Source organism: Pseudomonas fluvialis, assembly GCF_014207935.1.
Taxonomy (GTDB): domain Bacteria; phylum Pseudomonadota; class Gammaproteobacteria; order Pseudomonadales; family Pseudomonadaceae; genus Aquipseudomonas; species Aquipseudomonas fluvialis_A.
Genome location: NZ_JACHLL010000005.1, coordinates 328,493 through 345,186, shown reverse-complemented (window position 1 = coordinate 345,186; position 16,694 = coordinate 328,493). Strand labels below are relative to the sequence as shown.

12 protein-coding genes are annotated in these 16,694 nt (G+C 63.7%); 8 read left to right on the top strand and 4 right to left on the bottom strand.

Annotated features, from left to right (window positions below; translation table 11 throughout):
• Window positions 1-92 precede the first annotated feature (92 nt).
• Both HNP49_RS15020 and HNP49_RS15015 read right to left on the bottom strand, forming a co-directional pair.
• On the bottom strand, window positions 93-1,145 hold the full coding sequence (locus tag HNP49_RS15020) for an extracellular solute-binding protein (protein WP_184684591.1): 1,053 nt from the start codon (window positions 1,143-1,145) through the stop codon (window positions 93-95).
• 326 nt (window positions 1,146-1,471) lie between these two features.
• Window positions 1,472-2,851, bottom strand: a complete 1,380-nt coding sequence (locus tag HNP49_RS15015) for a glutamine synthetase family protein (RefSeq protein WP_184684589.1) — start codon at window positions 2,849-2,851, stop codon at window positions 1,472-1,474.
• A 277-nt stretch (window positions 2,852-3,128) separates the two neighbouring features.
• Between HNP49_RS15015 and HNP49_RS15010 the strand changes: the two genes are divergently transcribed.
• The 8 genes from HNP49_RS15010 (at window position 3,129) to HNP49_RS14975 (ending at window position 12,752) form a co-directional block, all read left to right on the top strand.
• On the top strand, window positions 3,129-3,884 hold the full coding sequence (locus HNP49_RS15010) for a gamma-glutamyl-gamma-aminobutyrate hydrolase family protein (protein ID WP_184684587.1): 756 nt from the start codon (window positions 3,129-3,131) through the stop codon (window positions 3,882-3,884).
• A gap of 84 nt (window positions 3,885-3,968) precedes the next feature.
• On the top strand, window positions 3,969-5,327 hold the full coding sequence (locus HNP49_RS15005; RefSeq protein ID WP_184684586.1) for a glutamine synthetase family protein: 1,359 nt from the start codon (window positions 3,969-3,971) through the stop codon (window positions 5,325-5,327).
• Between the two features lie 94 nt (window positions 5,328-5,421).
• A complete protein-coding gene (locus HNP49_RS15000; RefSeq protein WP_184684584.1) occupies window positions 5,422-6,795 on the top strand; it encodes an aspartate aminotransferase family protein in 1,374 nt (457 codons plus the stop codon).
• Window positions 6,796-6,912: 117 nt separating this feature from the next.
• Window positions 6,913-8,010 (top strand): extracellular solute-binding protein, encoded by a 1,098-nt coding sequence (locus HNP49_RS14995; RefSeq protein ID WP_184684582.1) that lies wholly within the window; start codon window positions 6,913-6,915, stop codon window positions 8,008-8,010.
• A gap of 370 nt (window positions 8,011-8,380) precedes the next feature.
• Window positions 8,381-9,523 carry a polyamine ABC transporter ATP-binding protein gene (gene potA / locus HNP49_RS14990; RefSeq protein ID WP_184684580.1) on the top strand — a complete coding sequence of 381 codons (1,143 nt, stop codon included), beginning with the start codon at window positions 8,381-8,383 and terminating at the stop codon, window positions 9,521-9,523.
• Between the two features lie 23 nt (window positions 9,524-9,546).
• Window positions 9,547-10,428, top strand: coding sequence for an ABC transporter permease subunit (locus HNP49_RS14985; protein ID WP_184684651.1), 882 nt, complete (start codon window positions 9,547-9,549; stop codon window positions 10,426-10,428).
• Window positions 10,425-11,285: an ABC transporter permease subunit gene (locus HNP49_RS14980; RefSeq protein WP_184684578.1), complete on the top strand. Its 861-nt coding sequence runs from the start codon at window positions 10,425-10,427 to the stop codon at window positions 11,283-11,285. Before HNP49_RS14985 ends, HNP49_RS14980 begins: the two co-directional genes overlap by 4 nt.
• Window positions 11,286-11,402: 117 nt before the next feature.
• A complete protein-coding gene (locus tag HNP49_RS14975) occupies window positions 11,403-12,752 on the top strand; it encodes an amino acid permease (protein WP_184684577.1) in 1,350 nt (449 codons plus the stop codon).
• On the opposite strand, the gene HNP49_RS14970 is transcribed toward HNP49_RS14975, so the two are convergent.
• The gene (locus HNP49_RS14970; protein ID WP_184684575.1) at window positions 12,739-14,223 is read right to left on the bottom strand and encodes a M20 family peptidase; all 1,485 of its coding nucleotides are present in this window, start codon (window positions 14,221-14,223) and stop codon (window positions 12,739-12,741) included. The genes HNP49_RS14975 and HNP49_RS14970 overlap by 14 nt on opposite strands.
• A gap of 48 nt (window positions 14,224-14,271) precedes the next feature.
• The gene (locus tag HNP49_RS14965; RefSeq protein WP_184684573.1) at window positions 14,272-16,653 is read right to left on the bottom strand and encodes a penicillin acylase family protein; all 2,382 of its coding nucleotides are present in this window, start codon (window positions 16,651-16,653) and stop codon (window positions 14,272-14,274) included.
• Window positions 16,654-16,694 lie beyond the last annotated feature (41 nt).

Here is a 16,694-nt window from a genome sequence, read left to right as displayed (position 1 = left end):
GATCTCCGGGACTAGGGTCTGTTGCCGTTGCGGCATGGCCGCGGCGGAGGCGCTATTGGACGTCATGCCGCTGCCCGCGGCAAGGGGCGCTGTCAGGGCTTGCCCTTGAACTGGCTCCACACCTCTTCCTTGGCCACTTCCAGCTTGTCCGGCAGGGCTTCGGGGGCGAACAGGCGGCGCTTGGCGGTGTTCACCTGGGCTAGCTGCTGTTGCAGGTTGTCGTCCATGAACTGGCTGGCGTCCTTGTTCGGGTTGGGGTAGAGCACCTCGCCGGAGGTCAGTGCAGCGACCTGCGGCTGCAGCAGATAGTTGATGAAGCGATGAGCCAGATCGGCGCGCTTGCTGCTGGTCGGGATGACCATATTGTCGATGAACAGCGCCGAGCCTTCGTCCGGCACCATGAAGCTCACCGGCTGGCCGGCATCGGCGGCGGCCAGGGCGTCGCCGACCCAGGCGAAGGCTACGCACAGCTTGCCATTGGCCAGATCGGCGATATAGCGCTCGCTGTCGATGTAGCGCAGGTTGGGGCGCAGGCTGGCGAGGGTGTCGCCGGCGCGCTTGAGCTGCTTGGGCGAACTGTGGGCGAGGTTGCGCCCTTGATAGTTGAGCAGCACCGCCAGCGCTTCGTTGCTGGAGTCGATCATGGCGATGCCGCAGCTGGCCAGTTTGCCGCTCATGGCTGGGTCGAACAGCAGATTCCAGCTGTTCGGCACTGGCCCGCCGAGGGCCGCTTCGGCCTGCGGTACATTCACCGCCAGGCCGACGGTGCCCCACAGGTAGGGCACGGCATAGCGGTTCTGCGGGTCGAAGGCGGCGAGTTTGCTGAGAATGGCCTTGTCCAGGTGCTGGCGGTTGGGCAGCAGACCGAGGTCCAGCGGTTGCAGGCGACCCGCCTTGATCATCCCAGGCAGGCTGTCGTGGGACGGCACGGCGACATCGATCGCGGCATCGCTCTGCAGGGCCTCGTCGAGTTCTTCGGCGGTGCTGAAGGTGCGGTATTCAACACGGATGCCGGTGTCCTTTTCGAAGTCCTTGAGCACCTGCGGGGCAATGTAGTCGTTCCAGTTCCACACCTGGATGACATCTTCGGCCTGGCTCAGAGCCGGGCACAGCAACAGCAGCAGAGGGGCAAGCAAACGGCGCATTTCAGCCTCCAGTAATCGATGCGCGGCCGTGACGATCTGACGCCAGGTGCAGCGCTGGACAAATTGAATGGCAGGGTGGTTTTGTCGCCCCCGGCTGTTGCCGAGTGGCTTTATGGTGGGTGTTGGTGTGGCTCAGGGGTCGCCGTGGCGCAGCCGCCGTGGCTGGCATGGCCACTGATGGAAGAAGCCGGCAGGCGAGTGGGGCATGGCGATCTCCTCCGGTTCGCGGCCGATTTTCGGCCAGCCGCTGGCGCAACCCCGGGACAGGGCTGTGCCGTCAGCATTCGGTTAAAGCAACGCCGGCGCGAGGCCGGCGTTGCAGGGACTTACACGGTGTGCAGGTACCAGTTGTATTCGAGGTCGGAGATGGTGGTCTCGAACTCTTCCAGCTCGGCTTCCTTACAGGCGACGAAGATGTCGATGTAATCCGGGCTGATGTACTGGTTGAGCACTTCGCTTTCGTCCAGCTCGCGCAGGGCATCGCGCAGGTTGTTCGGCAGGCTCTGCTCCAGCTGTTCGTAGGAGTTGCCTTCGATCGGCTCACCCGGTTCGATCTTGCTGGTCAGGCCGTGGTGAATGCCGGCGAGGATGGCCGACATCATCAGGTACGGGTTGGCGTCGGCGCCGGCGACACGATGCTCGATGCGCACGGCGTCCGGGCTGCCGTTTGGTACGCGGACCGCCACGGTGCGGTTGTCCACGCCCCAGCTCGGCGCGTTGGGCACATAGAACTGTGCGCCAAAGCGGCGGTAGGAGTTGACGTTGGGGCAGAGGAAGGCCATCGATGCCGGCATGGTTTCCAGTACGCCGCCGATGGCATGGCGCAGGGTGGCACTCTGCAGCGGGTCGTCGGTGGTGAAGATGTTCTTGCCGGTCTTCTTGTCCAGCAGCGAGATGTGCACGTGCAGCCCGTTGCCCGCCTGGTTGGGGTAGGGCTTGGCCATGAAGGTGGTGTCCATTTCATGGTCGTAGGCGACGTTCTTGATCAGACGCTTGAGCAGCAGGGCGTAGTCGCAGGCCTTGATCGCGTCATTGACGTGATGCAGGTTGACCTCGAACTGTGCCGGGGCGCTTTCCTTGACGATGGCGTCGGCGGGAATACCCTGCTCCTTGGCGGCTTCGAGGATGTCCTGCAGGCAGTCGGCGTACTCGTCGAGGTCGTCGATCAGGTAGACCTGAGTCGACTGCGGACGCTTGCCCGACATTGGCGAGCGTGGCGGCTGCGGACGGCCATTCACGTTCTCTTGGTCGATCAGGTAGAACTCGATTTCGAACGCGGCGCAGATGGTCAGGCCGAGGTCGTCGAATTTCTGCACGATCTGCCGTAGCACTTCACGCGGGTCGGCGAAGAACGGCTGACCATCGAGTTCGTGCATGGTCATCAGCAATTGGGCAGTCGGGCGCTTCTGCCACGGTTCGTTGCACAGGGTGCCGTTGATCGGAAAGCAGATGCGGTCGGCATCGCCGATGTCCAGGCCGAGGCCGGTGCTTTCAACGGTGGAGCCGTTGATGTCGAGGGCGAAGATGGATGCGGGGAGGTTGATGCCTTTGGCATAGACCTTGTGCAGGCTAGCGCGCTCAATGCGCTTGCCGCGAACGACGCCGTTCATGTCGGCAATAAGAAGGTCGACGAACTGGACCTCAGGATGTTCCTTAAGGAACTCATTCGCTTCGTTCAGCGTAACGGCACTGGTGGGTACCGACATGATGCAACACCTTTTTTGTTAAAAATTTCAATCATGCAAGCGCATGGGTGTGAGTCAATCTCAAACACTACGGCCTGTCAATAGCCGGGCATTTTGCCCTAAAACGGGGCGGCAGCGCCAGTTTTGGGGCATTTTTACCCTGTGGACAGTCTGCTGCAGGGCGCACACGGTGGGGTGTAGCGAGGGGCGTGTTCAATTTTTTACAGGGTGGTTGTGTAAAAATTTGAACAGGGTTAATCTCGGGCCAACCCACCAACATCAATAAAACGGGTGTCTCATGGCTCGCCTGCCATTAATAGGTGTTACCGCCTGCACCAGGCAGATCGGTCTGCACCCTTACCATATCGCTGGTGACAAGTATGTCCGTGCCGTTGTTGTCGGCGCGGCGTGCCAGCCTCTGGTAATTCCGGCTCTGGGCGAGCTGCTGGACCAGGACACTCTGCTCGACAGTCTAGACGGCTTGCTGTGTACCGGCTCGCCGTCGAACATCGAAGCCCATCATTATTCAGGCACCGCCAGCGACCCGGACTCCCACAGCGATCCGGCGCGCGACAGCACCACGCTGCCGCTAATTCGCAAGGCGATCAGCGCCGGCATTCCGCTGCTGGGCATCTGCCGCGGCTTCCAGGAAATCAACGTGGCATTCGGCGGCACTCTGCACCAGAAGGTGCATGAGGTCGCCGGCATGCTCGATCATCGCGAGCCGGCCGAGCAGCCGGTGGAAGTGCAATACGCTCCCCGTCACGCGCTGCAGGTGCAGCCCGGTGGCATTCTCGCTGGCCTCGGCTTGCCAGCGCAGATAGATGTCAATTCGATTCATGGCCAGGGCGTTGCACGTCTGGCGCCGGGCCTTCGCGTGGAAGCTCTGGCGCCTGACGGGTTGGTTGAAGCCTTCTCTGTCGAGGGTGCACAAAGCTTCGCACTTGGGGTGCAATGGCACCCGGAATGGCAGGTACGATCCAACCCGAATTATCTCGCCATCTTCCAGGCCTTTGGTGAGGCTTGCAGGAAGAGGGCGGGGCAACGTGAGTAGGTGAGCAACCGGTCGGTGAAACTGGGAGGTTTCGCTAGGCTTTAACCGGTCCGCAGTAGCCGCTCTATAAACCCTGAGGTCTTTATGACTACCAAGCTCGACCAGCTGACCAGCTGGCTGAAAGAACGCAAAATCACCGAAGTTGAATGCTTGATCAGCGATTTGACGGGTATCGCGCGCGGCAAGATTGCGCCGACCAACAAATTCCTGGACGAGAAGGGCATGCGCCTCCCCGAGAGTGTGCTCCTGCAGACCGTCACCGGCGACTATGTCGATGACGACATCTATTACGAGCTGCTGGACGAGGCGGACATCGACATGTTCTGCCGTCCGGATGAGAACGCCGTATTTGTTGTGCCCTGGGCCATCGAGCCGACGGCGATGGTGATTCACGACACCTTCGACAAGCAGGGCAACCCGATCGAGCTGTCGCCGCGCAACGTCCTCAAGAAAGTCCTGAAGATGTATTCCGATAAGGGCTGGCAGCCGATCGTCGCGCCGGAGATGGAGTTCTACCTGACCAAGCGCTGCGCCGACCCGGACTTCCCGCTGGAAGCACCGGTGGGTCGCTCCGGTCGTCCGGAAGTGGGTCGTCAGAGCTTCTCCATCGACGCCGCCAACGAATTCGACCCGCTGTTCGAAGACGTCTACGACTGGTGCGAGGCGCAGGACCTGGATCTGGACACCCTGATCCACGAAGACGGCCCGGCGCAGATGGAAATCAACTTCCGTCACGGCGACGCGCTGCACCTGGCCGACCAGATCACCGTGTTCAAGCGCACCATGCGTGAAGCCGCGCTCAAGCACGACGTGGCGGTGACCTTCATGGCCAAGCCGATCACCGATCAGCCGGGCAGCGCCATGCACATTCACCAGAGTGTGGTGGACATCAAGACCGGTAAGAACCTGTTCTCCAATGCCGACGGCACCATGAGCGAACTGTTCATGCACCACATCGGCGGTCTGCAGAAGTTCATTCCCGAGCTGTTGCCGCTGTTCGCGCCCAACGTCAACTCGTTCCGCCGCTTCCTGCCCGATACCTCGGCGCCGGTGAACGTCGAGTGGGGCGAGGAGAACCGCACCGTGGGTCTGCGCGTGCCGGAAGCCGGTCCGCAGAACCGCCGCGTGGAGAACCGCCTGGCCGGTGCCGACGCCAACCCCTATCTGGTGCTGGCGGCATCCCTGCTGTGCGGCTTCATCGGCATGGCTGAAGGCATCAAGCCCAGCGCGCCGGTCAAGGGCCGTGGTTACGAGCGCCGCAACCTGCGTCTACCGGTCACCATCGAAAGCGCCCTGGAGCGCATGGAGGCCTGCAAGGAAGGCGAGAAATACCTCGGTGAGCGCTTCATGCGTGCCTACGTGGCGGTGAAGCGTGCCGAGCATGAAAACTTCAAGCGGGTCATCAGCTCCTGGGAACGCGAGTTCCTCCTGCTGTCCGTTTGATCCGGTGGCCGGAGCGGGTGATCCCCGCTCCGTGTCAGCCCCTCTTTTTTGCGGCGCCGAACCCCCGGCTCGCACGACATAGGTAGTAGTTGAGATGAGTAACACAGTGAACAACCCGAAAACCCGTGAATGGCAGGAGCTGAGCCGCGCCCACCACCTGGCGCCGTTCACTGACTACAAGCAGCTGCATGAAAATGGGCCGCGCATCATCACCAAGGCCGAAGGCGTTCACCTGTGGGACAGCGAGGGCAACAAGATCCTCGACGGCATGGCCGGTCTGTGGTGCGTGGCCATCGGTTACGGCCGCGAGGAACTGGTCGAGGCCGCCAGCAAGCAGATGCGCGAGCTGCCGTTCTACAACACCTTCTTCATGACCGCTCACCCGCCGGTGCTGGAGCTGGCCAAGGCCATTTCCGACGTGGCGCCGGAAGGCATGAACCATGTGTTCTTCACCGGTTCCGGTTCCGAAGGCAACGACACCATGCTGCGCATGGTCCGCCACTACTGGGACCTCAAGGGCAAGCCGAGCAAGAAGGTCATCATCGGCCGCATCAACGGCTACCACGGCTCCACCGTTGCAGGCACCAGCCTGGGCGGCATGGCCGGCATGCACAAGCAGGGCGACCTGCCGATTCCGGGCATCGTGCACATCCCGCAGCCGTACTGGTTCGGTGAGGGTGGCGACATGACCCCGGACGAGTTCGGCATCTGGGCCGCCGATCAGCTGGAAAAGAAAATTCTCGAAGTCGGCGAAGACAAGGTCGCCGCCTTCATCGCCGAGCCGATCCAGGGCGCCGGCGGCGTGATCATCCCGCCGGACACCTACTGGCCGCGCATCCGCGAGATTCTCGCCAAGTACGACATCCTGTTCGTGGCCGACGAAGTGATCTGTGGTTTTGGCCGTACCGGCGAGTGGTTTGGCAGCGATTACTACGGCAACAAGCCGGACCTGATGACCATCGCCAAGGGCCTGACCTCCGGCTACGTGCCGATGGGCGGCCTGATCGTCAGCGACAAGGTGTTTCAGGTGATCAACGAGGGTGGCGATTTCAACCACGGCTTCACCTACTCCGGTCACCCGGTGGCGGCGGCGGTGGGTATGGAAAACCTGCGCATTCTCAAGGAAGAAAAGATCATCGAGCGGGTCAAGAACGAAACGGCACCGTACTTGCAAGCACGTTTGCGTGAGCTGGCTGATCACCCGCTGGTGGGTGAAGTCCGTGGCGTGGGTATGCTCGGTGCCATCGAGCTGGTGAAGAACAAGGCGACTCGCGAGCGTTACCCGAGCGACAAGGCTGCCGGCATGACCTGCCGCGGCTACTGCTTCAGTAACGGTCTGATCATGCGCGCCGTGGGCGACACCATGATCATTGCTCCGCCGCTGGTCATTACCAAGCAAGAAATCGATGAGCTGGTGGAGAAAGCGCGCATGTGCCTCGACCTGGCCTATCGTGATCTGCAGGGTTGAGCCCCAGGCTAGACCTTGCGAGACTCTGCGCCAGTGCGTTGGCCAGGCTCACCGGGAGGTGCCGCAGCTAGGCTGCGCGCCTTCCGGATTAATCAAAAAACAATTGGAGCTCTACGCATGAAGAAGATGATTGGCAAGACCGCCCTCGCTCTTTCCGTCGCCGCCGCCCTGGTTGGCGCCGTCCAGGCGGAAGACAAGGTTGTACACGTGTACAACTGGTCGGACTACATCGCTGAAGACACCGTGGCCAACTTCGAGAAGGCCAGCGGCATCAAAGTGGTTTATGACGTCTTCGACTCCAATGAAACCCTCGAAGCCAAGATGCTCACCGGCCAGTCCGGCTATGACGTCGTGGTTCCGTCCAACCAGTTCCTCGCCAAGCAGATCAAGGCAGGCGTGTTCCAGAAACTGGACAAGTCCAAACTGCCGAACTGGAAGCATCTCGATCCGAATCTGATGAAGTCGCTGGAAACCGCCGATCCGGGCAACCAGTACGCCTTCCCCTACCTGTGGGGCACCACCGGCATCGGCTACAACCCGGACAAGGTCAAGGCTGCCCTTGGCGTCGACACCATCGACTCCTGGGAAACCGTGTTCAAGCCGGAAAACATGGCCAAGCTGAAGGAGTGTGGCGTGTCCATGCTCGATGCTCCGCAGGAAATCATGGCCGCGGCCCTGCACTATCAGGGGCTGAACCCGAACCCGACCAACCCGGCGGACGTGGCCAAGGCTGAAGAAGTGATGATGAAGGTGCGTCCGTACATCACCTACTTCCACAGCTCCAAGTACATCTCCGACCTGGCCAACGGCAACATCTGCGTGGCCGTCGGCTGGTCCGGCGACGTGTTCCAGGCCCAGGCCCGCGCCGAGGAAGCCAAGAACGGCGTGAAAGTCGCCTACACCATCCCGAAAGAAGGCGCAGCCGCGTTCTTCGACATGATGGCGATTCCGGCGGACTCGAAGAACAGCGATGCCGCACATGCCTTCCTCAACTACATCCTGACTCCGGAAGTGATCGCGCCAGTCTCCGACTACGTTGCTTACCCGAACGGCAATGCCACCGCTACGCCACTGGTGTCGGAAGAGATCCGTACCAACCCGGGCATCTACCCGACTGCCGAGGCCAGCGCCAAGCTCTACACCTTTGCCGAGCAGTCGCCGAAGGTGCAGCGTGCGATGACTCGCAGCTGGACCAAGATCAAGTCCGGCAAGTAACAGTGTGACCCGGTTGCCGGTCTCTTGAACAGGCCGGCAACCTCCGAATGCGTGACCGCGTGGGCCTTGATCCGGCGCGGTTGGCCAGCCAGCACTGGCCGGGCGGGCATTACCTGCTGTGAGGGCGCACTGCGCCCGCCAGGGACCGCCAGATTTTGATGGAGCAAGCCGGCGACACAAGCCTGTCGCCATCCCCGTGTGGGGGAGGGGGGATGTGTCTGGCAAGGTGCCGGACACGGTCTCCCGAAGGTATCGACGCGGTGGCCTTCCCGGATAGGGGGCCCCGCCGGACAAAACACCAAGGGTCGCGGGCGGCCCTCAACGACAAAAGGCGCGGCCTTCTCGGCCTGCGCACAGTGGGAGTGTGGTAATGGCAATAGCCTCCGGTGCTTACAAGAAAGCCCTCACCGGCGACCAGCAGCCTAAAGAGGTGCTGGTAAAAATCGACCGGGTGACCAAGAAGTTCGACGAGACGGCGGCAGTGGACTCGGTGTCCCTGACCATCAACAAGGGCGAGATTTTCGCCCTGCTCGGCGGCTCTGGTTCGGGTAAGTCGACTCTGTTGCGCATGCTGGCCGGCTTCGAGCGGCCGACCGAAGGTCGCATCTATCTGGATGGCCAGGACATCACCGACCTGCCGCCCTACGAGCGGCCGATCAACATGATGTTCCAGTCCTACGCGCTGTTCCCGCACATGAGCGTGGAGCAGAACATCGCTTTCGGCCTTAAGCAGGATGGTCTGCCCAAGGACGAGATCGACAAGCGCGTGGCCGAGATGCTCAAGCTGGTGCACATGACCCAGTACGCCCGACGCAAGCCGCACCAGCTGTCCGGTGGCCAGCGCCAGCGCGTGGCCCTGGCCCGCTCCCTGGCCAAGCGTCCCAAGCTGCTGCTGCTCGACGAGCCGATGGGCGCGCTGGACAAGAAGCTGCGTTCGCAGATGCAGCTGGAGCTGGTGGAAATCATCGAGCGCGTCGGCGTGACCTGCGTGATGGTGACCCACGATCAGGAAGAGGCCATGACCATGGCCGAGCGCATCGCCATCATGCACCTGGGCTGCATTGAGCAGATCGGCAGCCCAGTGGACATCTACGAAACCCCGATCAACCGCCTGGTGTGCGAGTTCATCGGCAGCGTCAACCTGTTCGAGGGCGAAGTGGTCCAGGACATGGAAGACCACGCGGTGATCGCCTGTCCCCAGCTAGAGCGCCCGATCTACGTCGGCCACGGCGTCAGCACCTCCCTGGAAGACAAGCGCGTGACCTACGCCCTGCGTCCGGAAAAGCTCTGGGTCACCACCGAGCAGCCGGCCGACGACAGCAACTGGTCGGTGGGCAGGGTGCAGGACATCGCCTACCTCGGTGGCCATTCGGTGTTCTACATCGAACTGCCCAGCGGCATGGTGGTGCAGGCGGTGATGACCAACGCCGAGCGCCGTGGCACCCGGCCGACCTGGGGTGATCAGGTCTTCGTGCACTGGGAAAACGACAGCGGAGTGGTACTGCGGTCATGAGCAAACGCACCCTGAAACGCCTCCTGCCGAGGGGGCGGCACTTCGTTATCGGAGTGCCATTCTTCTGGCTGTTCCTGTTCTTCATGCTGCCGTTCTTCATCGTCCTGAAGATCAGCTTTGCCGAAGCGGACGTGGCCATCCCGCCCTACACCGAAATCTGGAGCTGGGTCGACAACCAGATCTCGCTGGTGCTCAACCTGGGCAACTACCTGTTGCTCACCGAGGACGACCTGTACGTTTCGGCCTACCTCGGTTCGCTGAAGATGGCGGCGATCAGCACCCTGCTGTGTCTCCTTATCGGCTATCCGATGGCCTATGCCATTGCCCGTGCCGACAAGGAAATGCAGACGGTTTATGTGCTGTTGATCATGATGCCGACCTGGACAGCGATCCTCATCCGCGTCTACGCCTGGATGGGCATCCTCAGCACCAATGGTCTGCTCAACGGCTTCCTCATGCAGCTGGGGCTGATCAGCGAGCCGCTGCAGATCCTCAACACCAACGTCGCGGTGTACATCGGTATCGTCTACTCATACCTGCCGTTCATGGTGCTGCCGCTGTTCGCCAACCTGGTCAAGCATGACCTGACCCTGCTGGAGGCTGCGGCCGACCTGGGTTGCCGCAACATCTCCGCGTTCTGGAAAATCACCGTACCGCTGTCGAAGAACGGCATCGTCGCCGGCAGCATGCTGGTGTTCATTCCGGCGGTGGGCGAGTTTGTGATTCCGGAACTGCTCGGCGGCCCGGAGACCCTGATGATCGGCAAGGTGCTGTGGCAGGAGTTCTTCAACAACCGCGACTGGCCGGTGGCGTCCGCCCTGGCGGTGATCATGCTGGCCATCCTCATGGTGCCGATCATCTGGTTCAACCGTAACCAAGCCAAGGAACTGGAGGGCAAGGTATGAAGCGCTTCAGTTTCTCCACCCTGATGCTTTGGGTCGGCCTGCTGTTTATCTACCTGCCGATGGTCATCCTGGTTATCTACTCGTTCAACGGCTCCAAGCTGGTGACCGTGTGGGGCGGCTGGTCGGTGAAGTGGTATGCCGGCCTGCTCGACAACAGCCAGTTGATGGGCGCCGTGATGCGTTCTATCGAGATCGCCCTGTACACCGCCGTGGCGGCGGTGGCGCTGGGTACCCTGGCGGCCTTCGTGCTGACCCGCATCCCACGCTTCAAGGGGCGCACCCTGTTCGGTGGCCTGGTCACCGCGCCGCTGGTCATGCCCGAGGTGATCACCGGTCTGTCGCTGTTGCTGCTGTTCGTGGCCATGGCGCAGATCATCGGCTGGCCGGCCGAGCGTGGCGTGCTGACCATCTGGATCGCCCACACCACCTTCTGCTCGGCCTATGTGGCGGTGGTGGTGAGTTCGCGCCTGCGTGAACTGGACATGTCCATCGAGGAGGCGGCCATGGACCTGGGTGCCAAGCCGTGGAAGGTGTTCTTTCTGATCACCATCCCGATGATTGCACCGTCACTGGCAGCGGGCGGCATGATGTCCTTCGCCCTGTCGCTGGATGACCTGGTGCTGGCCAGCTTCGTATCGGGCCCAGGCTCGACTACCCTGCCGATGGAAGTGTTCTCCGCCGTGCGTATGGGTGTGAAGCCGGAGATCAACGCGGTTGCCAGCCTGGTGCTGCTGTCGGTGTCGTTGTTCACCTTCTTCGCCTGGTACTTCAGCCGCCGTGCCGAGGAGCGCCGCAAGCGCGCCATCCAGCAGGCCATGGCCGAGGAAGCGGTGTCCTGGCAGCAGAAAGCCGCCTGATCCGCCTCCTTCGCTGATCAACAACCCCGCCTGCTGGCGGGGTTGTTGTTTGTGGGCATTGCATGAGCCCCTGCCTGGCGGCCTACACTGCAGCCAACCGACTCAAGGAATGCGTCCATGGCTGTGCAACCGTCATCTGCTCCCTCCGCTAAGGGCCTTGGCCTGATCGCCTGTACCGCCCTGGTGGTGGGCAACATGATCGGCTCGGGGATTTTCCTGCTGCCGGCCTCGCTGGCCTCCTTCGGCCCCATTTCTCTGGGGGGCTGGTTGCTGACCTCCTGCGGTGCGCTGGTGCTGGCGGTGCTGTTCGGGCGCCTGTCGCAGCTGGTGCACAAGACCGGTGGCCCCTATGCCTACACCGAGGCGGGGTACGGTGAGTTCGCCGGCTTTCTGATCGCCTGGGGCTACTGGATTACCCTGTGGACCGGCAACGCGGCGGTGGCCGTGGCGCTGGCCGGTTATGTCGGCTTTCTGGTGCCGGCCATTGGCGAATCCTCCGGTTACAGCCTGCTCACCGCGCTGGCGGCCATCTGGCTGCTGACCCTGATCAATGTGCGCGGGGTAAAGGAGGCCGGTGCCGTGCAGGTGCTGACCACTGTGCTCAAGCTGGTGCCGCTGCTGCTGATCGGCGTGCTGGGCTGGTGGTGGGTGGAGCCGCCCAATTTCGCGGTGATCAACCGCAGCGGCCAGTCTGACCTGGCGGCGATCTCGGCGGCTGCAGCGATCACGCTGTGGGCCTTCCTCGGCCTGGAATCGGCCACCGTGCCGGCCGGTGAAGTGGTCGATCCGGCCCGCACCATTCCGAGGGCGACCATCTTTGGCGTGCTGCTGGCGGCCAGCGTGTACATGGCGGTGTCGGCGGTGACCATGGGCGTGCTGCCGGCCGAACAACTGAGTGCCTCGAGTGCGCCGTTGGCCGATGTGGCGCGACTGATGTGGGGCGACGTCGGTGGTGTGCTGGTGGCGGTGGGGGCGGTGATCGCCACCTTCGGCACGCTCAACGGTTTCACCCTGCTGACCGGTCAGGTGCCCTACGGCGCGGCGCTGGACCGGGTATTTCCGCACAGCCTGGGCCATCTGTCGCGCTTCGGCACGCCGGCCAACGCGCTGGTGTTTTCCAACCTGCTGGCCTCGATCCTGGTGGTGATGAACTTCGCCCACGGTCTGGTGGGAGCCTTCAACGCCATCATCCTGCTGGCGGTGATGGCCAGCCTGGTGCCCTATGCCTTCTGCGCACTGGCCGAGCTGATGATCCGCCTCAAGGGCACGGAAGGCCTGCGTGGTGCGGCGCTGCTCAAGGTCAGCATGCTCGGCGGGCTGGGCTTTCTCTACAGCGGCTGGGCCATCTACGGCGCCGGTGCCGAGACGGTGTATCTCGGCACCCTGCTACTGCTGGCCGGCATCCCGGTGCATGTGTGGATCAAGTGGGGCAACGACCGCGCCGACCGCCGCGCTACTCGCCCGTGAGGCTGCCCAGCAGGCGGTAGTAGAAGCCGGCCGCGTTGGCCAGGGTGGTGATGGCCACCCGCTCGTTGTCGCCGTGCATGCGCGCCAGATCGCCCGGCTCCATCAGCAGCGGGCTGAAGCGGAAGATGTTGTCCGATAGCCCTTCGTAGCTGCGCGAATCGGTGCCGCCGACCGTGAGGTTGGGCGCCACCAGGGTATTGCCGAAGCTTTGCCGGATGACCTCGGCGAACTGCTTAAAGGCCGCGCCCTGCGCATCCGAAACCTTTGACGCTTCCCGGCCGCCGGGCATCGCCTGCACGGTCACCAGCGGGTCGTTCACGGCTTCGCGCAGATGGGCGAGAACGCCGTCGATGCTGTCACGCGGGTGCAGGCGCAGGTTGAGAATGGCGCGGGCTTCGGACGGCAACACATTCTCCTTCACGCCGCTGCGCAACAGCGTCGGCGCCAGGGTGGTCTGCAGCTGGGCCGCGCCGGCCGGGGTGGCGCTCATCTGCTGCTCCACCAGTGGCGCAAACAGCCACAGGTTGGCGAACACCATCCGATAGCCGAACGACTGGGCGGGGCTGACGCTGTCCAGCAGCTGCCGCGTCGGGCCCTCCAGGTCGCGGGAAAAGGGCTTGGCGGCGATGCGTTGCAGGGCCTGGCTCAGGCGTCCCACGGCGGTTTCGGCGAAGGGTTGCGGCTGCGAGCTGTGCCCGCCCTGTGCCTTGGCTTTTAGCAGCACACTGAGGTAGCCCTTTTCGGCGATGCCGACGACGGCCACATCCTGGCTGACGCCGGGCACCTGGCCGCGCACGATAAAGCCGCCTTCGTCGTTGACCCAGGCCAGTCGCTGGCCTTGTGCCTTGAGCTGAGCCGCCAGGCGACGGTTGCCCGAACCGCCGATCTCCTCGTCATGGCCGAAGGCCAGGAGCACATCGCGGGGCGGCGTGAACCCCTGAGCCAGCAGGGCCTCGCAGGCTTCCAGCATGGCCACCAGCGAGCCTTTGGTGTCGATGGCGCCACGGCCCCAGACATAGCCGTCGGCGATGATCCCGGCGAAGGGCGGGTGAGTCCATTGGGCCTCGCTGCCCGGCACGACCGGCACCACGTCCTGGTGGGCCATCAGCAGCACGGCCGGCAGCTGGCGGTTCAGCCCCGGCCAGCGCAGCAGCAGGCTCTGGCTGCCGGTCTCTTCCATCAGCAACTGCTGGCTGACGCGCGGGTAGCGCTCAACCAGCCACTGACGCAGGCCGGCAAAGGCGGCCTGACTGGCTTCCAGCTGGGCTGCCGGAGCGCCAATCTGGTGGGAGATGGTCGGCAGGCGAATGGCGGCGGCCAGGCTCTCGGCGGCGCGCTGGGCATCGATCGCCACCGGCAGCTGAACGCTGTCGCGGTTCAACTGGGCTTCTGGCAGCAGCAGGGGGCGGCCGACCAGCACGCAGACGAGGATCAGCAGGGCCGTCAGCAGCATCAGTAACAGGCGTTTCATGGCATTTCTCAGGCGCAGCAGCAGGCGCCCGTGGGCGCCTACGGGTGTTTAACGAGTAGGTTGCAGGGTCAGTTCGCTGCGGCTGTGGCGGGCCACATCGGCTTCGGCGTTGTGCATCGGCTGGTACTCGCCGCGGGCATAGGGCTCGGCCTGGTCGCGGTTGTGCGCATCGAAGAGCACGCCGCTTTGCCCCACCGGGTTGATGCCCAGGCTGCGGCTGGCGTCCGCGAGGTCGATCAGGCGCCGGGTCGAGGGGCCGTAGACCACGCTCCAGGGTGCAGGGCCAACCTTGTGCGAGAGGTTGTTCGGCGTTTCGTGGCCGCCCGGTACGGGCAGCGGGCCGACATTGAACACCTTGTCCAGCGGCGGCTGCAGGCCCAGCGGGTGGCCGTGGGTGAGGCTGTGGGCCTTGCCCCACTGCCACTGGCTGCGGTCGTCACCCATCACCGTATCCAGATGCGTGAGGCTGGCCTGCCAGGCGCGCTTGATGATGGCGGGGCGGTCTTCGCGGGCGTTGCTGTCGCGCTGATCCCACCAGGGCGACTGTGCATCGGCGGCCAGGCGGGGCAGGGCGCTGTCGAGCACGCGGGTGTAGAGCAGGTTGTCGAAGAAGGCATCGCCCAGTTCGTCGTGCATGGCTTCGCGCGCCAGTTGGTAGACCAACTGGTTGAACAGCGTCGCGGGGCGCGAGTCGAGGCGATGATCGCCGTCCCAGGCGGCCAGTTCTTCGACCAGCGCCTGTTCGTCCGGCGTGCCGGCGGCAGCGCGCAGGTCGCCCAGCAGCGGCGCCAGCAGGCGTTTGGCATAGCCGCTGCCGTTATCCAGCTGCAGGGCCTGACTGTTTTTAAGGTCCCAGCGGACGTCTGGTTTGGCCAACTGGTCGTCAAGCTGACTGGCGCGGTCTGCCAGGTTGTAGTAGCCGGGAATGGCGATGCCGCTGGCCGGGGTCGGCTGATGATTGGCCGAGACGATGTAGCCGCGTGGCGGATTGAGTTCCTGCGGGTTGGCGTTGAACGGGTAGTAACCCGGCTTGTCGGCCTCGCCGCTGGCACCGTCGAGGATGAAGTTCGGGTTCACCCCGGCCGGTCGTTGCGGCAGCTTGGCGGCGGCCCACCAGGCGATGTCGCCGGCGGCATTGGCCCAGACCACGTTGAGGCCGGGGGCCTCGATCTTCTCGGCCGCGGCGGCGGCCTTGGCTGCGGTGTCGGCGCGGTTGAGCTGGTAGAAGGCGTCGAGAATCGGGTTCTCGGTTTCCAGGAAGGCCCACCACAGGGCGATCGGCGTCTGCCCCTTGGGCGTGGGCAGGGCATCATTGATCAGCGGGCCGTGGGGCGAGCGGCGCAGGGCCAGCTTCACATCGGCTTCGCCCTTGACCTTGATGATCTCCTCGCTGTGTTCGAGATTCACCCACTGGCCCTGGTACCAGACCTGATCGGGGTTGTCCGGGTTGACCTTCTCGGAAATCAGGTCGAGGTCGTCGTTCTGGAACATGGTGATGCTCCAGGCGAATTGTTCGTTGAAGCCCAGTGAGGCCGTGGGGTTGAGGGCCTGGAAGTGGCCATAGAGTTTGAAGTCCGGCGCCTCCAGTTGGGCCTCGTACCACACCGCCGGGTTGGCGAAGCGGATATGCGGGTCACCCGCCAGCAGGGGTTTACCGCTGGCCGTGCGGCTGCCGGCCACGGCCCAGGCATTGCTGCCCTCGAACTGCGGCAGGCCGGCGGCACTCAGGGCCTGGTGGCTGAGCTGAGCCAGGCTGTTCAGGTCGCGCCAGTCGGCGGCGGCCAGCGGCTGGCTGAGCACGCCCTCGGGGTGCCAGTCGAGGTCGAAGACCTTCAGGTAGTCGGCGCCCAACTGGTCGCGGATCTGCGTCAGTACCGGCTCGGTGCGGAAGGCGGCGGCGAAGCTGTAGGCCATGTAACCGGCCACGGCCATGGTGTCTTCGGCGGTAAAGGGGCGTTTGGGAATGCCGAGGATGTCGAACTCCAGCGGCGCCGGGTGGCTGGCCTGGTACTGGTTGATGCCGTCCAGATAGGCCTGCAGGGCCTGAACTGGCGGGCTGTTCGGGTCGACCTTGGCCACATAGCGGCGGGCATGCTCGCGCAGGCGCAGGGTGCGGAACAGGCGGTCGGTGTCGACCAGCTTGCTGCCCAGCACCTCGGCCAGTTCACCATTGGCCAGGCGGCGGATCATCTCCATCTGGAACAGGCGGTCCTGGGCATGCACGTAACCCAGCGCGCGGTACATGTCGGCCTGATTCTGCGCGCGGATATGCGGCACGCCGCGCTCGTCGTAGCGCACGCTGACCGGCGCCTGCAGCTGGCTGAGCGTCTGCTCGCCCTCGCGTTGGGGTTGTTTGCTCTGCAGATACCAGGCGCCAACGGCGGAGGCGGCGGCAATGGCGATGGCCAGGACGGACAGCGTGCGTTTCATCGGGAGGCGCCTTGTCGGTTTTTATTGTGCCGCGATTGTGC